Source organism: Pantoea ananatis LMG 2665 (genome assembly GCF_000710035.2).
GTDB lineage: Bacteria > Pseudomonadota > Gammaproteobacteria > Enterobacterales > Enterobacteriaceae > Pantoea > Pantoea ananatis.
The window spans coordinates 747,901-773,203 of the sequence record NZ_JMJJ01000004.1 but is presented as its reverse complement, the minus strand read 5'-3'; the positions used below and the strand labels follow the sequence as shown (position 1 = coordinate 773,203).

At 57.1% G+C, this 25,303-nt stretch carries 20 protein-coding genes; 10 read left to right on the top strand and 10 right to left on the bottom strand.

Features of this window, described 5'->3' with window-relative positions; all coding sequences use genetic code 11:
* Nucleotides 1-13: 13 nt before the first annotated feature.
* The 3 genes from EL29_RS05445 to EL29_RS05435 form a co-directional block, all read right to left on the bottom strand.
* Nucleotides 14-1,132: an alkene reductase gene (locus EL29_RS05445; RefSeq protein ID WP_028715030.1), complete on the bottom strand. Its 1,119-nt coding sequence runs from the start codon at nt 1,130-1,132 to the stop codon at nt 14-16.
* 609 nt (nt 1,133-1,741) lie between these two features.
* Nucleotides 1,742-4,279: a YbcC family protein gene (locus EL29_RS05440; RefSeq protein WP_028715029.1), complete on the bottom strand. Its 2,538-nt coding sequence runs from the start codon at nt 4,277-4,279 to the stop codon at nt 1,742-1,744.
* A gap of 29 nt (nt 4,280-4,308) precedes the next feature.
* On the bottom strand, nt 4,309-5,874 hold the full coding sequence (locus EL29_RS05435; protein ID WP_028715028.1) for an NADH-quinone oxidoreductase subunit L: 1,566 nt from the start codon (nt 5,872-5,874) through the stop codon (nt 4,309-4,311).
* A 99-nt stretch (nt 5,875-5,973) separates the two neighbouring features.
* On the opposite strand from EL29_RS05435, the gene EL29_RS05430 reads away from it, so the two are divergent.
* The 6 genes from EL29_RS05430 to EL29_RS05405 all read left to right on the top strand — a co-directional run bounded on the left by EL29_RS05430 (nt 5,974) and on the right by EL29_RS05405 (nt 13,369).
* Complete coding sequence (locus EL29_RS05430) at nt 5,974-6,873, top strand: LysR substrate-binding domain-containing protein (protein WP_026020934.1); 900 nt, start codon at nt 5,974-5,976, stop codon at nt 6,871-6,873.
* 354 nt (nt 6,874-7,227) lie between these two features.
* Nucleotides 7,228-8,082: a BglG family transcription antiterminator LicT gene (gene licT, locus EL29_RS05425; RefSeq protein ID WP_014606076.1), complete on the top strand. Its 855-nt coding sequence runs from the start codon at nt 7,228-7,230 to the stop codon at nt 8,080-8,082.
* 122 nt (nt 8,083-8,204) lie between these two features.
* Nucleotides 8,205-10,052, top strand: coding sequence for a beta-glucoside-specific PTS transporter subunit IIABC (locus tag EL29_RS05420; protein ID WP_028715027.1), 1,848 nt, complete (start codon nt 8,205-8,207; stop codon nt 10,050-10,052).
* 10 nt (nt 10,053-10,062) lie between these two features.
* Entirely contained in the window at nt 10,063-11,535 is a 1,473-nt protein-coding gene (locus EL29_RS05415; protein ID WP_028715026.1) for a glycoside hydrolase family 1 protein, read from the top strand.
* Nucleotides 11,536-11,659: 124 nt separating this feature from the next.
* Nucleotides 11,660-12,622 carry an alpha/beta hydrolase gene (locus tag EL29_RS05410; protein WP_022622905.1) on the top strand — a complete coding sequence of 321 codons (963 nt, stop codon included), beginning with the start codon at nt 11,660-11,662 and terminating at the stop codon, nt 12,620-12,622.
* 57 nt (nt 12,623-12,679) lie between these two features.
* Nucleotides 12,680-13,369, top strand: a complete 690-nt coding sequence (locus tag EL29_RS05405) for a DUF4440 domain-containing protein (RefSeq protein ID WP_014593486.1) — start codon at nt 12,680-12,682, stop codon at nt 13,367-13,369.
* A 107-nt stretch (nt 13,370-13,476) separates the two neighbouring features.
* Here the strand turns inward: EL29_RS05405 and EL29_RS05400 are convergent, their stop codons facing one another.
* From EL29_RS05400 to exaC, 3 genes are all read right to left on the bottom strand, one after another.
* The gene (locus EL29_RS05400; protein WP_022623574.1) at nt 13,477-14,685 is read right to left on the bottom strand and encodes a cupin domain-containing protein; all 1,209 of its coding nucleotides are present in this window, start codon (nt 14,683-14,685) and stop codon (nt 13,477-13,479) included.
* A 467-nt stretch (nt 14,686-15,152) separates the two neighbouring features.
* On the bottom strand, nt 15,153-15,344 hold the full coding sequence (locus EL29_RS05395) for a hypothetical protein (protein ID WP_013025446.1): 192 nt from the start codon (nt 15,342-15,344) through the stop codon (nt 15,153-15,155).
* A gap of 176 nt (nt 15,345-15,520) precedes the next feature.
* On the bottom strand, nt 15,521-17,041 hold the full coding sequence (gene exaC / locus EL29_RS05390; protein ID WP_028715025.1) for an acetaldehyde dehydrogenase ExaC: 1,521 nt from the start codon (nt 17,039-17,041) through the stop codon (nt 15,521-15,523).
* 235 nt (nt 17,042-17,276) lie between these two features.
* Between exaC and EL29_RS05385 the strand changes: the two genes are divergently transcribed.
* Complete coding sequence (locus tag EL29_RS05385) at nt 17,277-17,840, top strand: class I SAM-dependent methyltransferase (protein ID WP_019105667.1); 564 nt, start codon at nt 17,277-17,279, stop codon at nt 17,838-17,840.
* Here EL29_RS05385 and EL29_RS05380 read toward each other — a convergent pair.
* Nucleotides 17,828-18,550 carry a glutamine amidotransferase gene (locus EL29_RS05380; RefSeq protein WP_014593482.1) on the bottom strand — a complete coding sequence of 241 codons (723 nt, stop codon included), beginning with the start codon at nt 18,548-18,550 and terminating at the stop codon, nt 17,828-17,830. The genes EL29_RS05385 and EL29_RS05380 overlap by 13 nt on opposite strands.
* Nucleotides 18,551-18,739: 189 nt before the next feature.
* Between EL29_RS05380 and EL29_RS05375 the strand changes: the two genes are divergently transcribed.
* On the top strand, nt 18,740-19,624 hold the full coding sequence (locus EL29_RS05375) for a DMT family transporter (RefSeq protein ID WP_014606084.1): 885 nt from the start codon (nt 18,740-18,742) through the stop codon (nt 19,622-19,624).
* A gap of 47 nt (nt 19,625-19,671) precedes the next feature.
* Entirely contained in the window at nt 19,672-21,021 is a 1,350-nt protein-coding gene (locus tag EL29_RS05370; protein WP_029571412.1) for a CoA transferase, read from the top strand.
* A 1-nt stretch (nt 21,022) separates the two neighbouring features.
* Here EL29_RS05370 and EL29_RS05365 read toward each other — a convergent pair whose 3' ends face one another.
* Genes EL29_RS05365 through ghrA form a run of 3 tightly spaced genes read right to left on the bottom strand, consistent with a single transcriptional unit; the run spans nt 21,023 to nt 23,336 of the window.
* Nucleotides 21,023-21,592: a TorD/DmsD family molecular chaperone gene (locus EL29_RS05365; RefSeq protein WP_013025440.1), complete on the bottom strand. Its 570-nt coding sequence runs from the start codon at nt 21,590-21,592 to the stop codon at nt 21,023-21,025.
* 27 nt (nt 21,593-21,619) lie between these two features.
* Nucleotides 21,620-22,357 carry a phosphatase gene (locus tag EL29_RS05360; RefSeq protein WP_014593478.1) on the bottom strand — a complete coding sequence of 246 codons (738 nt, stop codon included), beginning with the start codon at nt 22,355-22,357 and terminating at the stop codon, nt 21,620-21,622.
* A 37-nt stretch (nt 22,358-22,394) separates the two neighbouring features.
* Nucleotides 22,395-23,336, bottom strand: a complete 942-nt coding sequence (gene ghrA, locus EL29_RS05355) for a glyoxylate/hydroxypyruvate reductase GhrA (protein WP_028715023.1) — start codon at nt 23,334-23,336, stop codon at nt 22,395-22,397.
* Between the two features lie 211 nt (nt 23,337-23,547).
* Between ghrA and treA the strand changes: the two genes are divergently transcribed.
* Nucleotides 23,548-25,233: an alpha,alpha-trehalase TreA gene (treA, locus tag EL29_RS05350; protein ID WP_015700523.1), complete on the top strand. Its 1,686-nt coding sequence runs from the start codon at nt 23,548-23,550 to the stop codon at nt 25,231-25,233.
* Nucleotides 25,234-25,303: the final 70 nt, after the last annotated feature.

Sequence of the window (25,303 nt, the reverse complement as noted above, 5' to 3'; positions counted from 1 at the left end):
CCGTCTTCAAACCTCAAGCAGAATAAAAAGGATAGTCAGTATAGCCTTTCTGGCTTCCACCATACAGTGAGGCGCTATCGACGTCGTTCAGCGGATAGCCCATTTTGAAACGCGCCGGTAAATCGGGGTTAGCGATAAATGTGCGCCCGAAGCCAAACAGATCTCCCCATCCCTTTTCCAGCATGCGCTCGGCTTTTTCTTTGGTGTAACGGCCCGAATACATAATGGGCGAACGGAAGGCTTCGCGAAGCGCTTTGCGAAAATCTTCAGGCATATCCGGGCTGTTGTCCCAGTCAGCTTCGGCGATGGAGAGATATCCCGTTTCGAGCGCGTTCAGCATCTGGGCCGCACGGAGGTAGGTAGCCTGCGGATCGCTCTCCACCAGCCCCAGATAAACGCGCTCTTCCTCTGTGTTTGAGAACAGCGGCGCGAAACGCACGCCGACACGATGACTGCCAAACACCGAACTCACGGCCTCGGTAACTTCACGCAGGAAGCGCAGGCGGTTATCAAGCGAACCGCCATATTCATCGGTGCGGAAGTTAGTATGTTCAGAAATAAACTGATTGATCAGATAACCATTGGCGGCATGCAGTTCGATACCGTCAAAGCCCGCTTTTTTAGCATTCTCCGCCGCCGTACGGTACATCGCCACAATCGCTTTCACTTCCGATGTGGTTAACTCGCGCGGCATGCTGGGTTCCGTCAGAATACCGGCACCAGGCCCGGTTTCGATAAACACCCGTACGCCGCTGGCGGCAACGGCTGAAGGTGCAACAGGTGGCTGCTTTCCGGGCTGCAGTTCATTGTGCGATACGCGACCAACGTGCCAGAGTTGGCAAAAGAGGATCCCACCTTCTGCATGAACGGCGTCGGTTACTTTTCGCCAACCCGCGATTTGTGCTTCGCTGTGAATGCCAGGTGTCCAGGCATATCCCTGTCCGCGTGGCTCAATTTGCGTCCCTTCGGTTACCATAAATCCCGCACTGGCACGCTGGCGATAGTAGTCCACCATCATTGTGCCGGGTACGTTGCCCGGCTGCTCACTGCGGCAACGGGTTAGCGGTGGGAGCGCAATACGGTTACGCAAGCTGAGATCACCCAGCGTCAGGGGCGCGAAGAGAGACGACATAACAATTATCCTGTGAGAAGAAAGAAAGACAACATTATATTTACACATTTAAATTTGTAAATGTGTAATTTGTGCGGTCATACCGCCCTGCTCCCTGTTAATGCGTCAGTGAAGACGCCAACAAAACCGCTATCCGCATCAGGAAAACGGTGGATGTCTCCTCCTCGCGCACAGCGAACACGATCCCGCGCGCATTCTTAAGCTGATGTCGTGCGGCGCAGGCGTTGCGCCTGGTGCGAAGTGATCGCCGATGCGTTGGTATCTACGACATCCACAGAAATTGCGCCCCCTGATGCTGATTATCCCGCACTCACGCAGCGTTGCAGGGCGCGGTTGATCTCTGCCGGGCGACTTAATCCAGCAGCCTGTATTTTTCGGTAAAATTCCTATCTGGGGCAGAAGGTCAGCAAGCCTGGATTGCGCGTCTCAAACACGACAGAGCATTGGGGCCGTTTGTCATCCCCCGTACATCGGCAGTGGCTGAAGATGTGTACCGGCACGGCATCCGTTATCTTCAGGGGCGGTAACAGCCATTTGCAGAGGCTGCCCTGAACAGGCAGCCGCTCGATTTCAAGCAAACGGCTCGGGGCGAATACGACCTCAGGTACGCTACAGGTCCAACGCGAGCCAGCATCCGCGCGCATAGCGCGCCAAACCTGCCGCCTCAAAGCGCCACAGATGGAGCCAGCCGCTATCCAGCAGTTGCCGGATGACCTCATGCTTTCCGATTACCGCTTCAATGGCCGTTTGCGGTGCGTCGATAACCACTGTCAGGCGCAGCGGCTCGTGCATCCAGTGCTCGCCGTTGTGGAGCGACTGGCGTGACAAGCCGATGCGCAGATCGCCGCCGTTGCCCTCAAAGACGCCGATGCGTCCACCCACCACGTTATGCAGCACCTTGTTGCCGCTGCCCAGTCGCTGCGGATCGCAAGTGGATGCGTGATACTGCCAGTTGATCCAGTGTGTAACCAGCATCGGAGCGGTCATTAAGCCCTCCAGCAGGCTACCGTCAACATCCTGACTGGCGTCGTAATCATGCAGAAAACTGCGCCCGCTCAGTACTACGCCGCGGCTACGGTGACGCGGCGCGATCAGAAAGGCAGCGTTGCCCGCGAGTCCCCATTCCGGTCGGGTTTGCGCGCCGTCGTTAGCGCGACGGCGTAACTGACCCAGTAACACATCCTCACGTGCTTGCGGGTCCAGTTGCAGACCGGGCGCTCGCTCACGGCGTACCTGATCGCAGGCTTGATGAAAAATCGGTTGTATCCTCTCACAGCGTGCACGCGCCGCCTGGGGCAGCAGGTCGAGATCGAACCACTCGATTTCATCGGTGGTCGTGTTGTGCAGCGCAGCCACGAACGCCGTTGAATCAGGAACGTCCACGCCTTGTAACTTCAGCCCCTGGCGAACCGCCGGTTCATTGAGCAACTGGGCCAGGCTGCGCGCATTCACTTCGCCGGTCTGGCCACAGCAGGCACCACAGTCCAGTGCCGCTGCGTGAGCATTGTTAGCTGACTGGCTGCCATGACCGACAAGGAGCACTGTCGGAGCCAGACGTTGCGCCAGGCCCATGGCATGAAGAACCCCCGCCGCCAGCTTAACTTTAGCCTCTGTATTCAGCCCAACCAACTGTGGACGGCAGATCGCACGGTAACGCGCAGCCAGGCCAGCCAGATCGTCCCTGGCACGTGCTTTTTTGCCCGGCAGTAACCCCTTCACCAGCTTGACGGAGTAGCCCAGTCCGACCGCTTCCACAAAGGAGAAGGCGGCACCGGGCCAGTGGCTAACGGCATTCCACTGGTCGGCCATGGCAAATCGGGCCTGACGCGATCTGCTGGCTGCGTTTTGCAGCGCTGTATCGGCCCGGGATGGCGTCGAATTCGCGCTCACAATTCGGTCGTTGACGTCGATGGAAGGCGCAAGTAAGCCGGGTAACTGGGGGCGCCGGGCTTGGGTAGCAAGAGGCGTGTACGCAACCGGAAGGCCGAAGAACCCCGCACAGCCGAGCGTCTGAACGCCAGGACTCGCGGCCTCCAGGGCGCGGCGCAACGGTTCACTGCGAACATCAATGCAGAAAGCGGCCTGGACTTCGATCGCCTCAGCGTCCACATCCTGCCCCTTAGCCGTGGCCAGCCGATGCGCCAACTCACGCTGATAGCCAATCTCCAGCGCCAGCTGCCACACTTCGTCAACCCGCAGCGCGTATTCGGTCTCCTCCAGCACGTGAGGAGCCTGAGCCCAGGCCTGCTGAAGGGAAGCAAATGCTTGCCGGGTGGCGGCATCATCTTTGCATTCTAAAAGGATGATGCCCCAGGCCAGACGAATAGCCAGTAACTCACGCAGGTGCGCATCCTTACCGCCCGCCAACCCTGCCTGCCAGCCGAGATACGCGCACCAGGAGGCCCAGCCATTAACGGTAAGCAGCACCGACTCCAGATAATCTGCCCACACGGTTTCAGGCAGGCCAAGCCGCTCAATGACCCAGCCTCCAGCGTCCACGGCGTTATCCGGTAACGTCTTGATAGCCTGCCTGATGTTCGGTAAGCCCATTAACAGACCAATGCCATGGTCGTGCTTCAGCGTGTCGAGCCAGAAGGCATATAAGCCCTGATGACGCTCGGGCTGCCAGCTCGCCTGATGTTCGTCGAAGTAAGCCGCACAGGTTTGGCTAACCTGATGCGTGATGGCTTGCCGCCAGGATAACCTTTTGTGGCGATGGGGATCGTTGTCGAGCACATCGATCAGCAGCGGTAACTGTACTTGCAGGCTACCTGCTTGCAGCGCCTGCGTGCACTGTTCAACCGTCAGGCCGGCCGCTTGCGCCTCAGGTAGCTGGTGCAGCGCCTGGGTGAGATCGGCAACGCTAATACGCCCCTCACGCCAGGCCTGCATCTGCCGATCGCGCGGAGGGAAAACCTGAATACCGCCGAGCGCAGCCATGCGTGCGGCCACCCTGCGCACCGGCATGCCAATACGCGCCCAATGAGGATTGACAGCGATGGCGCGATCCAGTGGCCATGCCGGTGCAATCGCCTGGCAGGCGCGGTGGCAAGCTTGCTCAATGGCGGCCTGCCGTGAATCTGCATTGCGTGCGGATTGCGTCAGGCTCGCCGACACGGATTTCTCTTTGTTGGTCAGTGTATCCATCAGGAAACGCTCCGGGTTGTCAGTGTTATTCAGCGCGGCCTGTCAGCAACAGGTGCATCAGGCATTTCAGGTTTAACGGGCGTGGCATTGCCGGATGCCCAGGTCGTTGGCCACAGGAGCAGCGTCAGGCGCGTATAGGCTTCGTCCAGGTAAAACCCCGCGTAGCTCCAGCGACGCCAGCGCGACAGGCGTTGTGGCTGCTTTTGCAGCAACACCTGGCACAGATACAAGGCCGCCATTCCTGTCAGCGCGATCAGGCCCAGACGTTCATCGGGGGCATCCTGCAGGCCGAGCGGCAGCGCATGCAGAAACAGGGCAATCATCGACAGGCCGATAACAGTGAAGAGCCCGAAAAGAAGCTGTGAGGCAGGTGAAGCGCCGTCGTCTTGCGCATCAGGCAACCACAGCAAGGGTGCCCACGCCATGCCCAACACCCCGCTCCACCACCAGGGCCAGGCGGCCAGATCTGCCAGCCTCAGCACCAGAAACACCGCTGAAATCGTCAGCACTGGGGCGAGCATCACACTCAGGGTGCCGGGCAACGAGGTCCGGTGCAGCGTCTGCTGGCGAGTTTGTCTTACGCTTTCTGAAGCGGACAGGAAAGCATGGGCTTTGTAGAGCGAATGGCCAATGAGATGCAGAGCTGCCAGGGTGTAAAGGCCGAGCGCGCACTCAAGCAGCATGAAGCCCATCTGCGCGACGGTGGACCAGGCCAGCCGTACTTTTACGCTGATGCGCGTCAACATGACAATGCCTGCCAGTACAGCGGTCGTCAGCGCGAAAACCAGTAACAACACGCGCGCAGCGCCTGCCTGTTCTAACATCGGGGCGAAGCGAATCAGGACAAAGCCGCCAAGATTAACGACGCCTGCATGCAAGAGTGCAGATACCGGCGTTGGGGCTTCCATCACCTGTATCAACCAGCCATGCACCGGCAGCAAGGCCGTGCGAAGAATAACAGCCATCACGAGCAAAACGGCGCTCGCCTGCAAGGGCACGGACGCTCCCTGCTGGGCAATCTGCGCCCACAAAGCTGACAGCGAGAAACTGCCCACTTCCCACCAGGCCAGCGCGGAAGCGCCGAGCAACATCACGTCTGCTATCCGGTCAGCAATATACTTTTTGTGTGCTGCAAACAGGGCAAAGGGGCGATCGGGATAGAAGCAAAGCAGCTGCTGTAGCGCCAGGCCTACAGCGGCCCAGGCGGCAATGAGTAGCAGCCAGTTATCGGCCAGCAGGAGCAGATGAACACTGCCCAGTACAGCGGACAGTGCGCCAATGTAGCGCCGCTGGTTCGCTTCGCCTTCAAGGTAACGCACAGAAAATGATGCGATGACTTTGCCAAGCAGTTGCACCAGCAAAGCCAGCACCAGGCCAAACGTCGTTGCTTTTACTAAACCAGGCCATTGCGCCCAGTTGGTGCCCGCGGCAAGGGACAGGCCTGCGAAGGCAATGGCGCCATACGACACAATCTGCAGCACACGCCACAGCGCCGTTGTAGACATCCCACTTAAACGTGTCAGCCCTGCTAAGCCCGCCATTAAAACAGCAGGTGCCAAAAAACAAACCAGGTATAAAACTTCAAGGATATTCATCGCATAGCCCTTATGAATGTGACTGAGCTTATGTTCCTTGACGGTTACTATTCTGTAAAATATATTTATTTGAATAAATTGATACCGAAAACAGAACAAATGAACCTCAATCAGCTGAACTTTCATCACCTTTTCTATTTTTGGCGAGTCGCCAGGCTCGGGCACCTGACGCGGGCGGCCGAAGAGCTGGCGACCTCACAATCAGCCGTTTCGGTGCAAATCCGACAGCTTGAGGACCGGCTGGGAGAAAGTTTGTTAATCCGTAAAGGCCGCCGCCTGATCCTGACGGACACAGGTCAGTTGGTCATGGCTTATGCCGATAACATCTTTGGGCTCAGTCAGGAGATGTTGGGACGCTTAAAAGGCCGGTCTGCCGGTGTTACACGGCTGCGCGTGGGCAGCGTGGCAACCCTGTCGCGCAATTATCAGGAAAACTGGATTCGACCTGCACTTGCCGATCCTGGTGTGGTGCTGACGCTGGAGTCCGGATTACTGGAAGGCCTGCTGGTCAGGTTGATGCAACATCAGCTCGATGTGGTGCTGGCCAATGAAACCGTTCCCGTGGATACCGATCGCCCTTTGCACTTCGTGTTTCTGGGCAGTCAGTCCATCTCTTTGGTCGGCCCGGCGAGCAAATGGGCATCGCGCAGTCTGCGCATCCCGGAAGATTTGGATGGCGTGGAGATTGCCCTGCCCGGCCCACGCCATGCCTTGCGCGCGCAGTTTGATGCGCTGTGTTCCACAGCGGGCGTAAGGCCCAGAGTGCGCGCTGAAGTCGATGACATGGCGATGCTGCGTCTGATCGCGCGTGACAGCGGCTGGCTCACCGTATTGCCCGAGGTCGTCGTTCAGGATGAACTGCGTAGCGGATTGCTCGTCACCGTCGGCCAGTCTGCGGATCTGCAGGAGCGCTTCTACGCCATTACGACGCCTCAACGGCATCGTATCGACGTGCTTGAACAACTTCTGACGGGCCAAAAACGCCCGGCGCACGATTAAGCATCACCGCTATCGCTCTTTGCCTGCTAACGGGCAAAGAGCGGGCAAATGCCACGATCGGCAGGTCAGTCTTATCGTATTTCTCTGCTGGCAGTTGTCTGTGTCTGCGTATTTGAAGTGGGATTCCCCGCTTGCGTAACCGTTTCCTGTATTACTTTTCGTAAAGCGGATCACAAATCGGCGCGCCGGATAACCCGCTGCACAATTTCGTATTGAATATCAATTTTCCTGGTGCCAGGATAAAACGGCATCACGCTTGTTACCGATTATCGGGCAAAACCTGAATGCAGGCTGGGGGAATTTCCCTTCAACGCTGTATTTATGTTTTGCCCGATGTTGTTTCAGGAGTGAGCGATGCTGGTCAGACAAATTCTGAATAATAATGTGGTCAGTGCCGTTGATGATAACGGCCTTGAAGTTATTTTAACCGGTCGCGGCCTGGGATTTAATACACACCACGGTGCCCGTATTCACCCCAGCGAAGCAGAAAAGATATTTCGTCTGGAAGATTCGTTGATCTCTGCGCGCTTTAAAGATCTGGTCAGTGAAGTGCCCATCGATATTCTTCAGCTTACCGCCGATATTGTCAGCCTGGCGCGCGAAAAGCTAAACCATAAATTAAGCGAAGGGTTGTATGTGACGCTGGCCGACCATCTTCACTTCGCGCTGCAACGCCATAAAAATAACGCGCCGCTTACTAATCCGCTGGAGTGGGAAGTGCGCCACTTTTATACCGCCGAGTACGCGATTGGCCGTCAGGCGTTGGGCATGGTGGTGGCCCGAACCGGTATGCTCTTACCGGACAGCGAAGCCTGTAGCATTGCGCTGCATATCGTCAACGCCGGGCTTCACGATACGCTGGGAAAAACCGCGAAAATTACCCAACTCCTCTATCAGCTACAGCACATCGTAAAATACTTTTTTACCCTGTCAATGGATGAGCACAGCCTGAATTATCAGCGCTTCATTACGCACCTGAAATTTTTTGCTCAGCGGGTCATCGATGGCGAGGTGTTAAATAACAACGATGAGGAATTTTTTGCGCTGGCGCAGCAGCGTTACGCCCGCACGCTCAAATGCGTTGAGGCCATCAATGAATTTGTCAAAAAGCATTACCACCACAGCATGAGTCATTCTGAAAAACTCTATTTGACAGTACACATCGAGAATATTGTGCAGCGCAGCACGCCCAGCGTTTTACCCCCGTAAAGAGTATTAAAAACAGGTTCCGGCTTGTCACTGTTCAATCAGGCAAACCCCAGAAAACGATCCAGCCGGTTAACGCCGGTCATTGTGGATGACGTCATATTGACTTCAGTCTGGAGGGATTTATGAATTATCACAAAACCGCTCAACGCATTATTACCCTGATTGGCGGAAAAGATAACGTCCTGTCTTTATTTCACTGTATTACCCGCCTGCGTTTTTTACTTAAAGATAACAGCCTGGCTGATCGTGGTGCGCTGGACGCGCTGGAGGGCGTTATTGGCGTAAATCTCTCTGGCGATCAGTTTCAGTTGATCATCGGCAATGAGGTCGAACCCTTGTACAAGGCGCTGATGAGCCAGCTATCGCTAAAAGAAACTCCGCCGCGCCCGACCTCACGCCGCAATCCGGTCTCGGCAGTGCTGGAAGGGTTATCCAGCATCTTTTCGCCCATTATTCCCGCCATTGCAGGCGCAGGGATTCTCAAGGGGATCCTGGCGCTGCTGGTGGCTTTTCAGTGGCTCGAACCACACAATCAGAGCTATCAGATCCTGCTGGCGATTAGCGATGGCGTATTTTACTTCCTGCCGCTGGCGCTGGCGTTCAGTGCGGCAACGCGGTTTGGTGCCAACCCTTACGTTGCCGTCGCGCTGGCGGCCTCGCTGTTTCACCCTGCTCTGCAAACCCTGTTCAACGCCGGTGAGCCGATCCACTTTCTGAGAATACCCGTGCCAGCGGTGAACTATGCCTCAACGGTAATTCCGGTGCTGCTGTCGATATGGCTACTGAGTTACGTGGAACGCCTGATCGATAGCGTGATGCCCGCCTCGCTGAAAACCATGTTTGTTCCTCTTCTGAGCCTGCTGATCGTCACGCCTGTCACGCTTATCGCCATCGGCCCGCTGGGGATCTTTGCCGGTAACGCGCTGACTGGCGGCATTATCTGGCTGGTTGAAAACATGGGGATGGTTGCGGGCATCGTGGTGGGCGGAACCCTGTCGCTGATTATTATTACCGGCATGCACTATGTGCTGGTGCCCGTGATGATCCACAACATCAGCCAGCTGGGTTTCGATCCGTTTAAAATCCTTTTCTATGTTGCGAATCTCGGCCAGGCCGGTGCGGCATTCGGCGTGTTCCTGCGGGCCAGAGAGAAAAAGCTTAAGTCACTGGCGCTCAGCACCAGCTTCAGCGCCGCGATGGGCATTACCGAACCCGCGATGTACGGCATCAACATCCGTTACAAACGCCCGTTTGCCGCCGCTCTGCTCGGCGGGGCCTGCGGCGGCGCATTCGCGATGGCGATGGGGGTAAAAACCTATGCGTTTGCGCTTAGCGGGCTGCCCGGCATCCCCGCGCTGGTCGGCCCGACCTTTATCTATGCCCTGCTCAGTCTGGCGATCGCCTTCGGCAGCGCTGCCCTGCTCACCGTGATGCTGGGCTTTGATGAATCTGCCCACTTGCCCGCCGCCGATGAGGCATCCGCATCCGGCGCCAGGCGCCACGAACCCGAGACGCTTTTTGCGCCTGCCAGTGGTGAGATCACACCGCTGAATACGCTGGCGGACCCGGTATTTGCCGATGAGATATTTGGCAAAGGGCTGGCTATTTATCCCTCTGGTGGCGAGCTACGTTCTCCCGTGGACGGCCACGTCGAGTCGCTGTTTGAAACTCACCATGCGCTGGGGCTCAGAAGCGATACCGGCGTGGAAATCCTGATCCACATTGGCATCGACAGCGTCAAACTCGGCGGCCGCCACTTCACCAGCCATATTCAGCCCGGGCAGTGGATCAGCACGGGCGATCTGTTAGTCACCTTCGATCTGGCCGCGCTTCAGGCGGAGAACATTGATCCGAGCGTGATCGTCATTGTGACCAACAGCGAGCGCTATGACGAGATTCGTCCGGTGAAAGCTACCGGGCATATCGCCAGTCGCGAGGCCTTTCTGACACTCACCGCCGCGGCGGTTTAAGGAGCAAAGCATGACGAGTTCAACGACCTTTCCAGCAGGATTTTTGTGGGGCGGTGCCACCGCCGCGAATCAGCTTGAAGGCGCATGGGATATCGGCGGCAAAGGGTTATCGGTGTCCGATGTTTATACCTTCGACGCGGCCACACCGCCCACGCAGTGGCTGGATCAGTGGCTTAGCATGACGCATGCGCAGGTTGAAGAGGCGCAGAACCCGGACAGTAAAAAGTATTATCCCAAGCGCAAAGGCAACGGCTTTTACACCCATTTCAGGGAGGATATCGCGCTGTTCGCCGGTATGGGATTTAAATGCTTCCGGATGTCGATAGCCTGGACGCGTATCTTTCCGCGCGGCGATGAAGCCGAACCTAACGAGGCAGGCCTGCAGTTTTATGATGAGGTGCTGGATGCGCTGCTAGCGCACGGAATCGAACCCATTGTCTCGCTGTCGCATTACGAGATACCGCTGGCGTTGGTGACGGATTACGGCGGCTGGCCAAATCGCCAGCTGGTGGATTTCTACGTGCGATTCGCCACCACGGTTTTTACCCGCTATCGCAACAAGGTGAAGTACTGGATGACCTTTAACGAGATTAACTGCGTGAAGCATCATCCTTACGTCAGCGTCGGCGTGATCGAGGAAGGTCATCCTCATCTGGAGCAGGATAAATATCAGGGCGCGCACCATCAGTTTATCGCCAGTGCGCTGGCCACTAAGGCCTGCCACGCGATAATTCCCGGTTCTCAGGTGGGCTGTATGATTAGCTATCAGATCCTCTATCCGCATACCTGTCATCCGGATGACGTACAGGCATGTGAAGAGATGCAGCGCGTTTCGCTGTTTTTTAGCGATGTGCAGGCGCGCGGCTACTATCCGGCTTATGCCCGCAGAATGCTGGCGGAGAAAGGCGTTCAGCTGACCAAAGCCGTGGGTGACGATGAGATCCTGCGGCAACATCCGGTAGACTTCGTTTCCTTCAGCTATTACATGTCCAGCACCGTCAGCGCCCATCCCGAAAAGCTGACCGGCGCGCAGGGCAACCTGATTACCGGCGGAATACGTAACCCGCACCTGGCAACCAGTGAATGGGGCTGGCAAATCGATCCTAAAGGGCTGCGGCTGGCGCTGAACCAGCTTTATGACCGTTATCAGAAGCCACTGTTTATTGCCGAAAACGGTCTGGGCGCGGTGGATACCGTTAAGGCCGACGGCAGCATTGATGATGATTACCGCATCGACTACCTGCGCCAGCATGTCGAACAGATGAAAGAAGCCATTGCCGACGGCGTCGCGCTCTTTGGCTATACCTGGTGGGGGCCGATCGACGTGGTGAGTGCCGGGACCGGTCAAATGTCTAAACGTTACGGTTTTATTTATGTGGATCAGGATGATATGGGCAACGGTAGTCAGAAACGTACCTTGAAAAAGAGCTATCACTGGTATAAAAAACTGATTGCCTCTAATGGCGAAGACCTCCGCCGCTAACCCGGTTAAACGTCACTGAGGTGACCTGCTGACAGGCGCTGTCAGCAGGTCAGTGTATTTCAATCTCTGTCGTCCATCCCGGCAGAGCGGCTCACTGCCACTTAAGCCTCAGGAGAGGAGTGATTTGAACACGCTGCATTTAGTCGATCCCGAGTTACTTCCCATTCTCGCAAACAGCGCGCCGCTGGCACTCACGCCTGAAACGATTGTGGCACTGCGCCAACAGCGTCAGGATGCTGCCGTTAAGCAGGTTCAGTCTTATGGCGACCTTGGGCTTCACATCCATGAGCAGCAGATTGATTTTCCCGATCGTCCCACCGTCAGAGTCTGTGTGATAACGCCCGTAACCGCCACCGGAAAGCGCATGGGCATTTTGCACATTCATGGCGGCGGTCACCTGTTCGGCAGCCCGGAGCAGTCGCTTTCACTGACCAGTGCCACGGCGCTGCGCCAGAACTGCGTGGTGGTCTCGGTGGACTATCGCCTGGCCCCGGAAACGGTGTTTCCCGGATCGCTGGAGGACGGCTATGCGGTGCTGAACTGGATGGTAAGCCAGGCCGACAGGCTGGGCATCGATCCGGCACATATCGGCTTAATGGGCGACAGCGCCGGTGCCGGGCTGGCCGCCTCGCTGGCGCTGCTGGCAAGGGATCGCAATGGCCCCAAACTGGCCTTCCAGAATCTGATGTTCCCGATGCTGGACGACCGCACGGTGACGGAAACACATCCCAATCCCGTGACCGGCGAGTTTGTCTGGACGCGAGAATACAATCGTATTGGCTGGACCGCCCTGCTGGGCGAGGAACCCGGCAGCGAAACGATCTCGCCTTATGCCGCACCGGCACGCGCCAGCAACCTTGCCGGGCTTCCCCCTGCCTGGATCGGCGTCGGCACGCTGGACCTGTTTCTGGATGAGAACCTCGATTATGCACAACGGCTGATCCGTGCCGGCGTTGCCGTCGAGCTGCACGTCTGGCCCGGTGCCTTTCATGGCTTCCATGCCAGCGACACGGCCGCCGTTTCCCTGCAGGCCAGGGAACTGCGTCAGTGCTGGCTGTCGCGCTTTAATCCCTGCCCGGCAGGTTGATGGGCGACGCATATCCTGCCAGGGTTGAGCAACGCCGTTAACGCACGGAGCTACGTGATGCAAACGCTCAACATTGTACCCCGCCTGATGACAGCGCTGCGGGCGGGCAAAAAACGCCATACGATTCGCTGGCAGGAACAGAAGATTACGCCGGGTCCACTTTGCTATGTCAGTAACGAGGATCCTGCGACCTGGGTGATCGTTGATGTAGCGCAGGTGGTGACCATGCCGCTGTCATCCGTCGCGCACTATCTGGGCAAAGGTGATGAATGGCCCGATGCGGTCTTGCTGGCCGGAATGCAGGAACATTATCCTGCGATTCAGCTCGATTCACAGGTTGAGGTGATTCACCACTCCGCGCCGCGTCAGGATGAGCGTGCGCTTCACCTCGCATTGCTGGCGGCCCTGACGGTGCTGGAATGCAGCCTGCATCATGAAAAGCGCCACGATCTGGCGTGGCTTGACCAGAGACTGCATCCCGAATTTAAAGAGATCACCCTTTCAGGCACGCTGCTGAACCGTGAGCAAATCATCGCGGCGCTAATGAATGAAGAGAACGCGCAGGCCATTATCAGCAGCGACTTTCAACTAATGGAGGTCGGAACCCAGCATGCCATTTTGCTTTACCGCACCGCGCAGCCAGACGGCAGCCGTGCCGCATTACGTTCGTCCCACTGGGTTTTATCCGCAGCGCATGGCTGGCAGATGATTTTTCATCAGGGCAGCACGGCAGCCGCCGGGTCATAGTCTGGGGTTTGGGGTTTGGGGTTTGGGGAAAAAGCGTGGGCTGTCCACGCAGCCGTAAAACAGACCCACAAGCTCTGACAATCATGGCCGACATGCGGCCATGAGCGTTATTTCACCACAGGGTTTTTCTGCAGCGACAGCGCATCCATAAAGGCATCATCAAGCTGCAGATGTTCTTTCACCAAATCGCGCGGCGTACCGGCCAGCCACTGATTCAGGGAAATATCAGCGTAATAATCACTTTTGAATAACTCCAGGAAACGCAGCGGCCCCTTACCGGTATTTTCAACATAGTGGCCCATCGCGAACGGCACATAGCCGACGTCCCCTGCCCGGTAGTCAAAGGTTCTGGCCTGCCCTGACGACGCAAACACGCCCATGCGCCCTTCACCTTCCAGGTAGTATTGCCACTCGTCGTTGTTCGGATGCCAGTGCAGCTCGCGCAATCCACCAGGTTCGATCTCCACCAGCGCGGCCGCGATGGTCTTTGAAACCTTAAAGGTCGAAGAGTCAGTGATTCTGACCGTGCCGCCCGGCGCCTTGATCGGTTCCTGCGCCAGCATGCGGTGCGTAAAGGTGCGTTTAGCTTGGGTTGCCCCTTTCACCGCCACGGATGAGAGGCTGCCGGGCACCGGCGCGGCGAAGATGTATTCATCTTCAGGCGAGGGCAGTTTGGCAAAGGTTGAGACCGGCACCTTGAAATTTTTGGCCAGAATCTCGGGCGGGATGTGTTTGAACCAGTCGGACAGCAGGAAGGTACTGTCTTCATCGAATCCGCCGTCATCAAAGGCCAGCAGAAACTCGCAGCCGTCCGGCCCCAGCCCCTGAATAGAGTGCGGAATGCCCGGCGGGAAATACCATAGATCACCCGCACCAATATCGTCCACGAACCAGGTGCCATCGGTATCAAATGCCGTGACGCGGGCATTGCCATAGGTCATATAGGCCCATTCGCCCTCTTTGTGCCAGTGCAGCTCGCGAATGCCACCGGCATTGAGACGCATATCCACGCCCGCGATGGTGGTGGAGACGCCGAGCTCACGTTGGGTGACCTGACGGGTCCATCCGCCGCTGCTTTTACGCACGTGCGCGTCGCTGAAGGAAAAGCGCAGGTTTGGCAAAGTGCCGCTGTCGGTAGGCGGAGGATTTACGATGTCAGGATTTTCCGCTTCGCGGATGGGATCGTGCGGGCCGGGATCTCTGCCAGCACCGGAAAAGGACTGAATGCTGTCATGTGCGTGAACCTGCCCGGCCGCCAGGGCGACCGTGCCGCCTGCCGCAAAGGCCATAAAGCTTCTTCGGGTTAATTTACTCATTAATAAAATACCTCGTTCCTTGCTGATAAATTCGACGACATGCGCTGTCATAAGAAATTTATAGTGGGCTAAGTTAAATTTTGTTTATGGGATATGTAAATTTTGATGACATCCGCATGGCCGAGTGGGTACGGAAATTATCAACCCGTGCTACCTTTTTATCGTTGATTGAGGAAGCGTTAACTTTTCTTATCGGTTCAATCTCATAACTGGCACGAAAGGATCATTTTCACGCGTAACGGCAATATCAATGCCGATCATACTTCGTTACAGGTTCAGGCTGAGGCGTTGTCTGTTGCAAGTCAGAAACAAACCGCTCTGATGAGGATAATTCCGTCGCAGCCAGCAGCGTTCGGGGCATGGCGCGCAGCGAGTGAAGCGGCAGGGGTTGTGAAGGGAAAGGCCTTAATGCGCACTGCGCGCCCGGCCGGCAAACACTGAGCAGGCCAGACGACAGGGTAATGCCGCTAGAAGAACCTATGCTGACCCGGACTGGCTTCGGCCTGAGGCGCGCGGGCTGAGGAGGCGGCACCTTCAGCCTGCAGCGGACAAAACGGGTAAGCCCGGTGGCGTTCGGGCAAATTAACAATGATGATGCTCTCTTCCGGTCCATCAAGCACATCATCCATCAGACTCAGATATTCATAAGGATTTTGCATAACTTGTCTCTGTTCCGTTATCCATAGTGAAGCAGGTCATACAGTCAACTCAGGTTCGGCATGTTCGCTGCGATAGATCGATAATAGCTGTTAACTAACCTGTCACAAGCAGATTACGCCTATATGACAGCCAACAGACGGAAAATAGCGGCGCGCGCAAGGCACGCCGCACAGGGTCAGAAGAAGCCAAGCGGCTGGATGCTGTAGCTCACTAACAGGTTTTTCGTCTGCTGATAGTGATCAAGCATCATCTTGTGCGTCTCGCGACCGATACCTGATTTTTTATAGCCACCGAAGGCCGCGTGAGCGGGATAAAGGTGATAGCAGTTCGTCCAGACACGTCCGGCTTTGATTGCCCGCCCGACGCGGTAGGCCCGGTTGATATCCCGCGTCCAGACGCCCGCACCCAGGCCGTAGATGGAGTCGTTGGCGATGGCGATGGCCTCTGCCTCATCTTTGAAGGTGGTGATACCCACCACCGGGCCAAAGATCTCTTCCTGAAATACACGCATGCTGTTGTTGCCTTTCAGCAGCGTCGGCTGAATGTAGTAGCCGCTGGCCAGCGTGTCATCGAGCGTCTCAACACCGCCGCCGATCAGCACCTCGGCCCCTTCCTGACGGGCGATCTCCAGATAGGAAAGAATTTTATCGAACTGCTGCTGAGAAGCCTGCGCGCCCACCATCGTTTCCGTATCCATGGGATCACCGCGCTTGATGGTTTTAATGCGTTTAAGCACTGCCGCCATAAAGGGCTCGTAAATGGACTCCTGCACCAGCGCCCGCGACGGACAGGTACAGACTTCACCCTGATTCAGGAAGCCAAGCACAACCCCTTCCGCCGCTTTTTCGATAAAGCTTTCTTCGGCCTGCATGATATCTTCGAAAAAGATGTTCGGCGATTTCCCGCCCAGTTCGACCGTAGACGGAATCAAGCTTTTCGCCGCCAGTTCCAGGATATGGCCGCCCGTCGCCGTCGATCCCGTAAATGCCACTTTGGCAATGCCCGGATGGGAGGCCAGCGCCTCACCCGCTTCTTTACCATAACCGTGGACCACGTTGACCACGCCGGGCGGCAGCAGATCTTTAATCAGGTCAACAAACAGGGTAATCGACAGCGGCGTTTGCTCCGCGGGCTTGAGCACCACGCAGTTCCCTGCCCCCAGGGCCGGCGCCAGCTTCCATGCCGCCATCAGCAGCGGAAAGTTCCACGGGATGATCTGCGCCACCACGCCCAGGGGTTCATGAAAGTGATAGGCGGCAGTAAATTCGTCGATCTCCGCCGCGCTGCCCTCCTGCGCCCTGACACAACCGGCAAAATAGCGGAAGTGATCCACCGCCAGCGGCATATCGGCGGCCAGCGTTTCACGAACCGGTTTACCGTTGTCCCAGGTTTCATTTACCGCCAGGTATTCCAGCTTATCTTCCAGCCGATCGGCGATTTTAAGCAGCACCAGGGCGCGCTGCTGAGGCGAGGTTTTTCCCCAGGCATCCGCCGCGGCAGCAGCGGCAGCGACCGCGTTATCGACGTCTGCCTTGTCTGAGCGGGGAAACGCCCCGGCATCTGAACCATTAACGGGCGAGGTATTGGTGAAGTAGTGGCCATTGACCGGCGCAACGAACTCCCCATTGATGAAATTACCATAGTGCTTTTGCAGCGTGATGAGAGAACCGGATTCTCCTGGAGCAGCATAGCGCATGTTGAATCTCCTTACGCAGTAAGATGTGAAACAACTATGAAACCTATTTTTAACATATTAGATCAGCGCCAGCCTGACAGGTTTGTTGTCCTTAAACTGTGACCGCGACGAAGGAAAATCCCCGCTGGGCCCACTACAGATAATTCCGACTTTTTGCCGCTTCGCCAGTTATCTGGAAACTTTTAGGCACGATGGGGTCAATATGGGGATATGTTTACTCTGGAGGTATGTCAGCATGTTAGCTTCGGCTTTCACCTTAATGCGCGCTAAAGCAGATTTCGTCCACCAGTTCATCCGTAATCCGCGCAAAATGGGCAGCATTACTCCTTCCTCTGATGCGCTGTGTCGCACCATGGTTGACTCGGTGGCGTGGAGCGGTCAGTTGCGGGTTGCCGAACTGGGCGCGGGCGATGGCGTTCTGACGCGTCGTCTGCTGGCGCAGATGGCACCGAACGCGACGCTGGACGTATTTGAAATCAGCAGCGCGCTGGCGCAGAAGTTAAGCGCGCTGAATGACGAGCGAATGACGGTGCGGACCTGTTCGGCCGAGTACCTGAACGGCAGCTATGATGCCATTTTCTCTGGCCTGCCGCTGCTGTCGCTGTCGCCGGAACTACGGGATGCCATCCTACAGGCGGTGTACCATGCCCTGGGGCCGAACGGCGTTTTTGTGCAGTTTCAGTACACGTCGCTCACCCAGCCCGATCTGTCTCGTTATTTTACCTGGGAGCGCCAGCGGGTGTTAAAAAACGTTCCGCCGGCCTGGGTTTATCGTTGTACCCGTCACTATGCGCCCTGAGCGCTTTTAACCGCCGGGCGCGTTTGCAACCAGAAATGGTATAAGAGGCTACGCGCCCAGTCCGCCCCCTGCAGTTCCGTCCCGTCATTTTCCTCATTTTCTGGCAGGCATGCATCCATAATGCGGCGATCAAACTCCGGGTGAAACTGCACCGACAGCGCACAGGCTGAATAGCGCAAGACCTGGCAGCCGTCCATGTCCGAAACGGCCAGCACGGTGGCGTGCGCGGGCGGCGTCATCACCGACTGGCGATGCGAAAGCCAGGCCTCGAAGGTTTCCGGCAACGTGGCCAGCAGCGGATCGTGGCGGGCCTGGGAAGTGGTGGTTAACGTCATCAGACCGCGTTCCCAGCCATTAGGGTTGTCACCCACTTTTCCCCCCAGTGCATAAGCCATCAGCTGGTGGCCGTAGCAGACGCCAAGCAGCGGCAGACGCGCCTCCATCGCTGCCCGAATCCAGGCCGCCGTGCGTTCACTCCAGTCAGCATGATCGGTCACCATTGCCCAGGAACCACTTAACACCGCACCGGAAATATCAGTAAACTGCGGCAGCGTTTCGCCCAGATGAGGACGGACAATAACGTAATCATCAGGCTGTAAATTCAGGGCATCAATAAACCATACCGGTTGTTCACCGATTTTCTCGACCACGTTGGCGGGGGGAACATCTAACTGAATCAAGGCAAGGGGCAATGCAGGCGCAGAAATCATACCGAATCGAATCCTCAAAAGGGTTGGCGTTTCGGAATATCAGTCTGACAGTAACTGTTGTAAATGTCTTATGAATTTTTTGAGCTTTATTTCCTGCTTAACTAAATAAAAAATGTTAATCATTGCCAGAACGTCGTGGGTTCGTGCCATGATTATCAGGTATCGGGTTTATTTTTAAAGGACAACATTGTGGCAGTGCGGCATTTCTTTATGGTTCTGATGGTGGTTTCTATCTGGGCCTTTAATAACGTGGCGGTAAAATGGGGTTTAGTTGAGTTACCGCCTTTGTTTCTTACGTGGATGCGTTTTGCGGTCGTGGCGATTGTGCTGGTGCCGTTTTGCCGCATTAACCGCCAGCAGTTTCCCTGGTTGCTACTGCTGGCCTTCACATTTGGGTTTATGCACTTCTCTCTCCTGTTCGTCGGTATGCGTTTTACCGATGCCGGAACGGGCGCGATTGTCGTGCAGTTGGGTACGCCGATTGCCATGCTGCTGGCGATGGTGGTGCTGAAAGAGAAGCTGCGGTTGATTCAGCTGATCGGCATTATGATCTCGCTAAGTGGTGTAGTGGTGCTGTCTGGTAGCCCCACCATTCCTGCCTGGTGGGTGCTGTGCATCCTGCTGTGCAGCGCCACGGGCTGGGCGATCAGCAACCTGATTGTGAAAAAATCGCCGCCGATTAAACCCCTGACGCTGACCGGCTGGATCGCCTTTCTGGCCCTGCCGATTGTGGGGGCCGCCAGCTTGATGCTGGAGTCTCATCAGCTCTATGCGCTGCAACATGCTGGCTGGCGCGGCTGGTTTGCCATTCTTTACAGTGCCATTGCCTCTTCCGTGGTGGCGTACACCTTATGGTATGCCCTACTGAAGAAATACAACGTCAACCTGATCATGCCCTACTCGCTGCTGACGCCGGTGCTGGCGGTCTTAATGGGAATCGTGGTGCTGGGCGACAGCCTGAACAGTTTCAAAATTATTGGCGCTTCGCTGGTCATTCTGGGCACGACGATTGCGGTGATTAACCTGCGCAATCTGCGCATGCACGCACGCTTTCCTCGCCTGCGACGCCGTTAAGGGCACATGCTATGCTTCAGGCATCGCCCTTATCAGGAGCCTGTTGCATGAATCATCTGGCTAACGCACTTTGGCAGCAGATGTGGCAGGGATTGCACGGCAATCATGCGCCACAAATGCTGCCTGTTTTTACCGACCACGCCACCTTTTCCTCCGCCTATGCCGTCAGTGAACTGGCGGCCACCAGCCTGGGTCTGGCGATGCAGGGCGTGGCCGACCTGCTTAATCTTCCTGCCCGTCCGCAGGTTAACGTCCGACTGGCCTCACGCTGGTTTCAGCACAGTTTTATGCCGCTTAATCGCGCTGCGCCCGCGCTGTGGGATCCCTTTGCCGGCGATTATGCCTGCCGCAACGGCTGGATCCGCCTGCACACCAATGCTCCGCACCATCGGCTGGCAATGGAACGCGTGCTTGGCCGTCACCCGGATCGCGCGGCACTGGCACGGGAAGTGGCGCAGTGGCAAGGCACGGAGCTGGAACAGGCGGTAATTGAGGCAGGCGGCTGCGCGGCAGAGATGCGCAGTGCCGAGGCATGGCAGCAGCATCCACAGGGGATGGCCGTCATACATGAACCGCTCTTCGCGCGACAAACCCTGGCCGACGGCCCCGCAGTCACGTGGGCGTTGCCCGCGGCGCGTCCGTTACTTGGCATCAAGGTTTTGGATCTGACCCGTATCATTGCAGGCCCGGTGGCGACGCGCTTTCTGGCCAGCCTGGGGGCAAACGTTTTACGAATCGATCCGCCCGGCTGGCAGGAACCCGGTGTGGACGAAGAGCTTGCCTGCGGCAAACGCCGTGCCGTGCTGGATTTAACACAGCCAGCCGACCGTGCCCAGTTTATCTGGTTACTGAAACAGGCCGATGTGATGGTGCACGGCTACCGCGCCGACGCACTGGAAAAGCTGGGATTTGATGCGGCATCGCTGCAGGCCCTGAGTCCCGGTCTGGTCGACGTCAGTTTAAATGCCTGGGGCTGGCAGGGACCGTGGCGCAACCGGCGCGGTTTCGACAGTCTGGTGCAGATGAGTTGCGGGATTGCCGAACAGGGAATGCGATGGAAGCAGCATGATGCGCCGGTACCGCTTCCGGTACAGGCGCTGGATCATGCCACTGGCTACCTGATGGCCGCCGCGGTTCTGGCAGGATTGCGTCAGCGCCTGCAGCACGGCTGCGGCAATCAGACGCGGCTGTCGCTGGCGCGTACCGCCTGGCTGCTTGAGCAACACCGTTATGGGTTGAATGAACAGCAGAGCGGCATTACGCCACGGCTCTGCGACAACCAGCCCTGCATTGAGCTTACGCCGTGGGGCATTGGCGTCCGGTTACGATCCGCCGCCTGGCTGCCCGGCACCACATTACAGTGCGCCACGCCCGGCACGCATCCGGCGCACTGGTGATTCAGGCGTCGTCGCCCTGCTCGCTGGCGCTTTCCACCAGCTCATCATACATGGCCTGAATCGCCTCACGACTCAGCACCGCCAGCGTACGATAAAACGCCGTGTTGGCATGGGCTTCAACTTTGCCGAGAAACGTGCCGCACCACGGCATCAGGTACACGTCAAACAGCGCCAGCTGCGCGGCGCTTTCATCGGCCGCAGACTGATCTTCCAGCCAGGATGCCGCCAGCAGCAGCCCACCGAAATGGTCGGCAGGCGCCTCGCCCAGCGGCATACCGCGCGCGGTCAAAAAGGCACGAATATCAGCTTCCGGCTTTCCTTCCGGCCAGCGTGACGCAAACGGCGATACCTTGCAGTCACTGCCGACAAACAGCGCATCGTAGTCTGCCGCCAGCGCCTGCGGATCGCTGTTTTGCTGCAGGCGCGTTAACAGCTCATCCTGCTCCAGCGGCCACTGTGCCGCCAGTTTACCTTCACGAATCAGCGTAAACAGCGGGGCCAGCAGCGCATCCTGCGGATGGCGGTTAAACAGCGAGCCAATAATACGGCACAGAATGGAAAACTCATTCATGCGTCAACATTCCTTGAAGGAGATAAATTAAAAGTCAGCCAGCTCGGCGATAGGTTTGCCGGTACGCAGTTCCAGAAAATCGAGCAGGCGACGCGGCGTGACATTTAACACGCGATCCTCGGGAAAATCCACTTCTCTGGCAATCCGCAGGCAGTGCTCGAAGTTGCCAAGGGTGAAAGCGGTGTGAGAATCGGAGCCGAAGGCCAGCCGCCCGCCCGCTTTGCCGACTGCTTCCGCAATCGCCCGGCAGTTGGGTTCACTGCCGGGTCGGGAATGGGTAAAGGAGGAGTTATTCAGCTCCAGCGCCACGTCGTAGTGCGCGGCGGCTTCAGTGATAGCGGGAATATCGACGGGATATTTTGGGTTGCCGGGATGGCTAATGATGTGAACCAGCCCGCCCGCCATGGCGGCAATCATCGCCTCGGTATTCTGTGTCAGATCGCGCGGCGCATAAACCGCTTCGTGAAAGCCCGCCACAATGAGATCCAGCGATTCCAGCATCGGCCCTGAGCAGTCGATTTCGCCCTGCTGGTTTTTAATATTGGCCTCGATACCGCGCAGAATCGCCACGCCATCAATGATCCGTGGCCAGATGCGCATATTAACGAAGTGCCAGTAATGCGGTGCATCGGCCATGTCCGGACCGTGATCGGTGATAGCAAACAGCTTGAGGCCGTTCAGTTTTGCCTGCGCCACATAGTCGTGCAGCGTGCTGTAAGCGTGGGTACTGGCAACCGTGTGCATGTGAAGATCTACCGGATACATTGTCTGCTCCTGCAAAGGCCGGTTAAGGCATCAGTGATTAATAGCCGCGCTGACGATCGACGAGGCCCTGAGGATGTTCACCCCTTTCGAGCTGCCCGATAGCGTGGGCAATAAAGTCCATCGCCTCTTCTTTCAGGGTGACCGCCGCATTGTGAGGGGTAATTGTTACGCGCGGATGGAACCATAAGGGATGATCGGCAGGCAGCGGTTCAGTCTGAAACACATCCAGCGCGGCCCCCTTCAACTGTCCGCGATCAAGGGCAGCGAGTAAATCCGCTTCCACGACCTGATCGCCACGGGCGAGGTTAAGGAAAAAAGCCTCCTGCGGCAACTGCTGCAACAGTTTATGATCAATCAGATTGCGCGTTTCGGGCGTGCTGGGCAGCAGGTTAATCAGCACCCGGGTTTCGCGCAGGAAGTCATTCAGCGCCGCCGCGCCAGCGAAGCTGGTTACGCCGGGAATCTGCTTCGGAGAACGGCTCCAGACGCGCACCGGAAATCCCCGCGCCTTAAGCGTTTCGGCGACCTGCTGCCCGAGTACGCCTGCACCTAAAATGCCGATGTGGAAAGTTTCGCGCGGGTAAGAAGGCAGCGGCTGCCACTGGGCCGACTGCTGCTGCTGGAGATAGTCATCGAAGCGTCGGAACCAGCCCAGGACGCGGCACAGCGCATATTCCTGCATCTGCTGCGCCATGCCTGTGTCTTTCAGGCGATAGAGCGGAACGTTGTCCGTGAGCATATCCGGGTGCTGCGCCAGCTGCCGCAGGATTTCATCCACGCCTGCGCCCAGTGCAAATACGCCTTTTAACGCGTGGCGGCCACGAAGCATGTCAGGCGGTGGCGAACGCACCAGCGCATAGTCTGCGGGCGCGTTGTCGCCCGGTGCCCACGCGCGCACGCGGGCCTGGGGTAAACGCTGCTGCAGGCCATGTGTCCAGTCCGTGGCGCTCTGCGACGGATGAAACCATACAATCTCCATACTGCTCTCCTTTTATTCCCGCCTCGGGTAAACGTGCACAAGGGCAAGCGAAGCCCTGAAAAATGCCTTTTTTCTAACATACCGCAAATAAATAATTCATGCCGCTTCACATTTCCGCCGCACTTAAGGGTGAAAATTGTGGTTAAGGTCTAAAGTTGTTGGGTGGTCAATGCGTTACACAGGGCCGCATTTCGGACAAGGAGAAACACCGATGATGAACACTGAGGTAAAAACGAAAAAACGGCCTCAACGCCATGCGCCCATCCTGCTCAGCCTGTTGCTGAGCGCGAGCGTATTCAACAGCTGGGCGGCAGAGGAATCCCGATTACTGAACAATCCACCGCAGCCGCCGGATGTCCGCTTAGGGCCATTGTTTAATGCCGTTCAACAGGCGAAATTTTACCCCGATCAAAAAACGTTTGCCGATGCAGTACCAAAGTACGATCCTTCGTCAATTCTTGCCGACTGGCAGATGCAAAAAAATCAGCGCGGCTTTGATTTAAAACGGTTTGTTGCAGCGAATTTTACCCTGCCTGGCGACGGCGATAAATATGTGCCGCCTGCAGGCCAGAACCTGCGCGACCATATTAACGGCCTGTGGCCGGTGTTAACCCGCACCACCAACAGTGTGGGAAAATACGACTCGCTGCTGCCGCTGCCTAAGCCTTATGTCGTGCCGGGCGGACGTTTCCGTGAGGTTTATTACTGGGACAGCTATTTCACCATGTTGGGGCTGGCAGAGAGCGGCCATTGGGACAAAGTCCAGGACATGGTTGATAACTTTGCTTCCCTGCTGGATCGCTACGGCCACATTCCTAACGGTAACCGCACCTACTACCTGAGCCGGTCACAGCCGCCGTTCTTTAGCCTGATGGTCGATCTGCTGGCAACCCATGAAGGCGACAAAGCCTATACCCGCTATCTGCCGCAGCTGCAAAAAGAATACGACTACTGGATGGCAGACAGCGACAGCGTCGCAGCGGGCAGTGCCAGCAAACGGGTGATCAAGCTGGCCGACGGTACGTTGCTGAATCGCTACTGGGATGCGCGCGACGTGCCGCGTACAGAATCCTGGATGGATGATATTACGACGGCCAGTAAAGCGCCGCAGCGCAACAAGGCCGAGATGTACCGCGAGCTGCGTGCCGGAGCCGCCTCGGGCTGGGACTTCAGTTCGCGCTGGTTCACCGACGCTCATAATCTGGCTACCATCCGTACCACCCAACTGGCCCCGGTAGATCTGAACAGCCTGATGTTCCACCTGGAAAAAACCCTGTCTACCGCCTATCGCCTGAACAAACAGGACGATCGGGCAAAGGCCTTTGCAGACCGGGCAGAAAAACGTCAGGCGGCGGTTAACCGTTACCTGTGGGACAGCAAGCAGGGCTGGTACGCGGACTATGACTGGAAGAAACGCCAGATCCATCCGCAGCTCACCGCTGCCACGCTCTTTCCGCTCTATATGCAGATTGCCAGCGACAAACAGGCTGACAGCACCGCCAGCGCGGTGGAAAAACAGCTGCTCAAACCGGGCGGCCTGGTGACCACGACGGTGAACAATGGTCAACAGTGGGACGCCCCTAACGGCTGGGCACCGCTGCAGTGGGTCGCGGTAGAAGGCCTGGAGCACTACAAAAAACCTCAACTGGCGCAGCAGGTGGGCTTACGTTTCCTGCGTAACGTACAGCTGACCTACGACAAGGAGCATAAGCTGGTCGAAAAATATGTGGTGGAAGGTGCGAACCTGGGCGGCGGCGGCGGCGGTGAATACCCGCTGCAGGATGGCTTCGGCTGGACCAACGGCGTGACGCTGAAGCTGCTGGATAAATATTGCCCGAAAGAGAAAACCTGTAACAGCGCGCACGATATTCCCGAGGCGCAGAGCAGCGCACAATAACGGCAATGTCATTGCCAATATAAAAAGGGCCCGCAGTCACCTGCGGGCCCTTTTTTTACATCATGTTCTG

Bases quoted from the DNA above. Each gene is read 5' to 3' on its own strand.
- EL29_RS05435 (WP_028715028.1), bottom strand. From the start codon at position 5,874: ATGAATATCCTTGAAGTTTTATACCTGGTTTGTTTTTTGGCACCTGCT.
- ghrA (WP_028715023.1), bottom strand. From the start codon at position 23,336: ATGGAGATTGTATGGTTTCATCCGTCGCAGAGCGCCACGGACTGGACA.
- EL29_RS05370 (WP_029571412.1), top strand. From the start codon at position 19,672: ATGAATCATCTGGCTAACGCACTTTGGCAGCAGATGTGGCAGGGATTG.
- treA (WP_015700523.1), top strand. From the start codon at position 23,548: ATGATGAACACTGAGGTAAAAACGAAAAAACGGCCTCAACGCCATGCG.
- EL29_RS05405 (WP_014593486.1), top strand. From the start codon at position 12,680: ATGCAAACGCTCAACATTGTACCCCGCCTGATGACAGCGCTGCGGGCG.
- licT (WP_014606076.1), top strand. From the start codon at position 7,228: ATGCTGGTCAGACAAATTCTGAATAATAATGTGGTCAGTGCCGTTGAT.
- EL29_RS05365 (WP_013025440.1), bottom strand. From the start codon at position 21,592: ATGAATGAGTTTTCCATTCTGTGCCGTATTATTGGCTCGCTGTTTAAC.
- EL29_RS05420 (WP_028715027.1), top strand. From the start codon at position 8,205: ATGAATTATCACAAAACCGCTCAACGCATTATTACCCTGATTGGCGGA.
- EL29_RS05415 (WP_028715026.1), top strand. From the start codon at position 10,063: ATGACGAGTTCAACGACCTTTCCAGCAGGATTTTTGTGGGGCGGTGCC.
- EL29_RS05400 (WP_022623574.1), bottom strand. From the start codon at position 14,685: ATGAGTAAATTAACCCGAAGAAGCTTTATGGCCTTTGCGGCAGGCGGC.
- EL29_RS05360 (WP_014593478.1), bottom strand. From the start codon at position 22,357: ATGTATCCGGTAGATCTTCACATGCACACGGTTGCCAGTACCCACGCT.
- EL29_RS05440 (WP_028715029.1), bottom strand. From the start codon at position 4,279: ATGGATACACTGACCAACAAAGAGAAATCCGTGTCGGCGAGCCTGACG.
- EL29_RS05380 (WP_014593482.1), bottom strand. From the start codon at position 18,550: ATGATTTCTGCGCCTGCATTGCCCCTTGCCTTGATTCAGTTAGATGTT.
- exaC (WP_028715025.1), bottom strand. From the start codon at position 17,041: ATGCGCTATGCTGCTCCAGGAGAATCCGGTTCTCTCATCACGCTGCAA.
- EL29_RS05395 (WP_013025446.1), bottom strand. From the start codon at position 15,344: ATGCAAAATCCTTATGAATATCTGAGTCTGATGGATGATGTGCTTGAT.
- EL29_RS05430 (WP_026020934.1), top strand. From the start codon at position 5,974: ATGAACCTCAATCAGCTGAACTTTCATCACCTTTTCTATTTTTGGCGA.
- EL29_RS05385 (WP_019105667.1), top strand. From the start codon at position 17,277: ATGTTAGCTTCGGCTTTCACCTTAATGCGCGCTAAAGCAGATTTCGTC.
- EL29_RS05445 (WP_028715030.1), bottom strand. From the start codon at position 1,132: ATGTCGTCTCTCTTCGCGCCCCTGACGCTGGGTGATCTCAGCTTGCGT.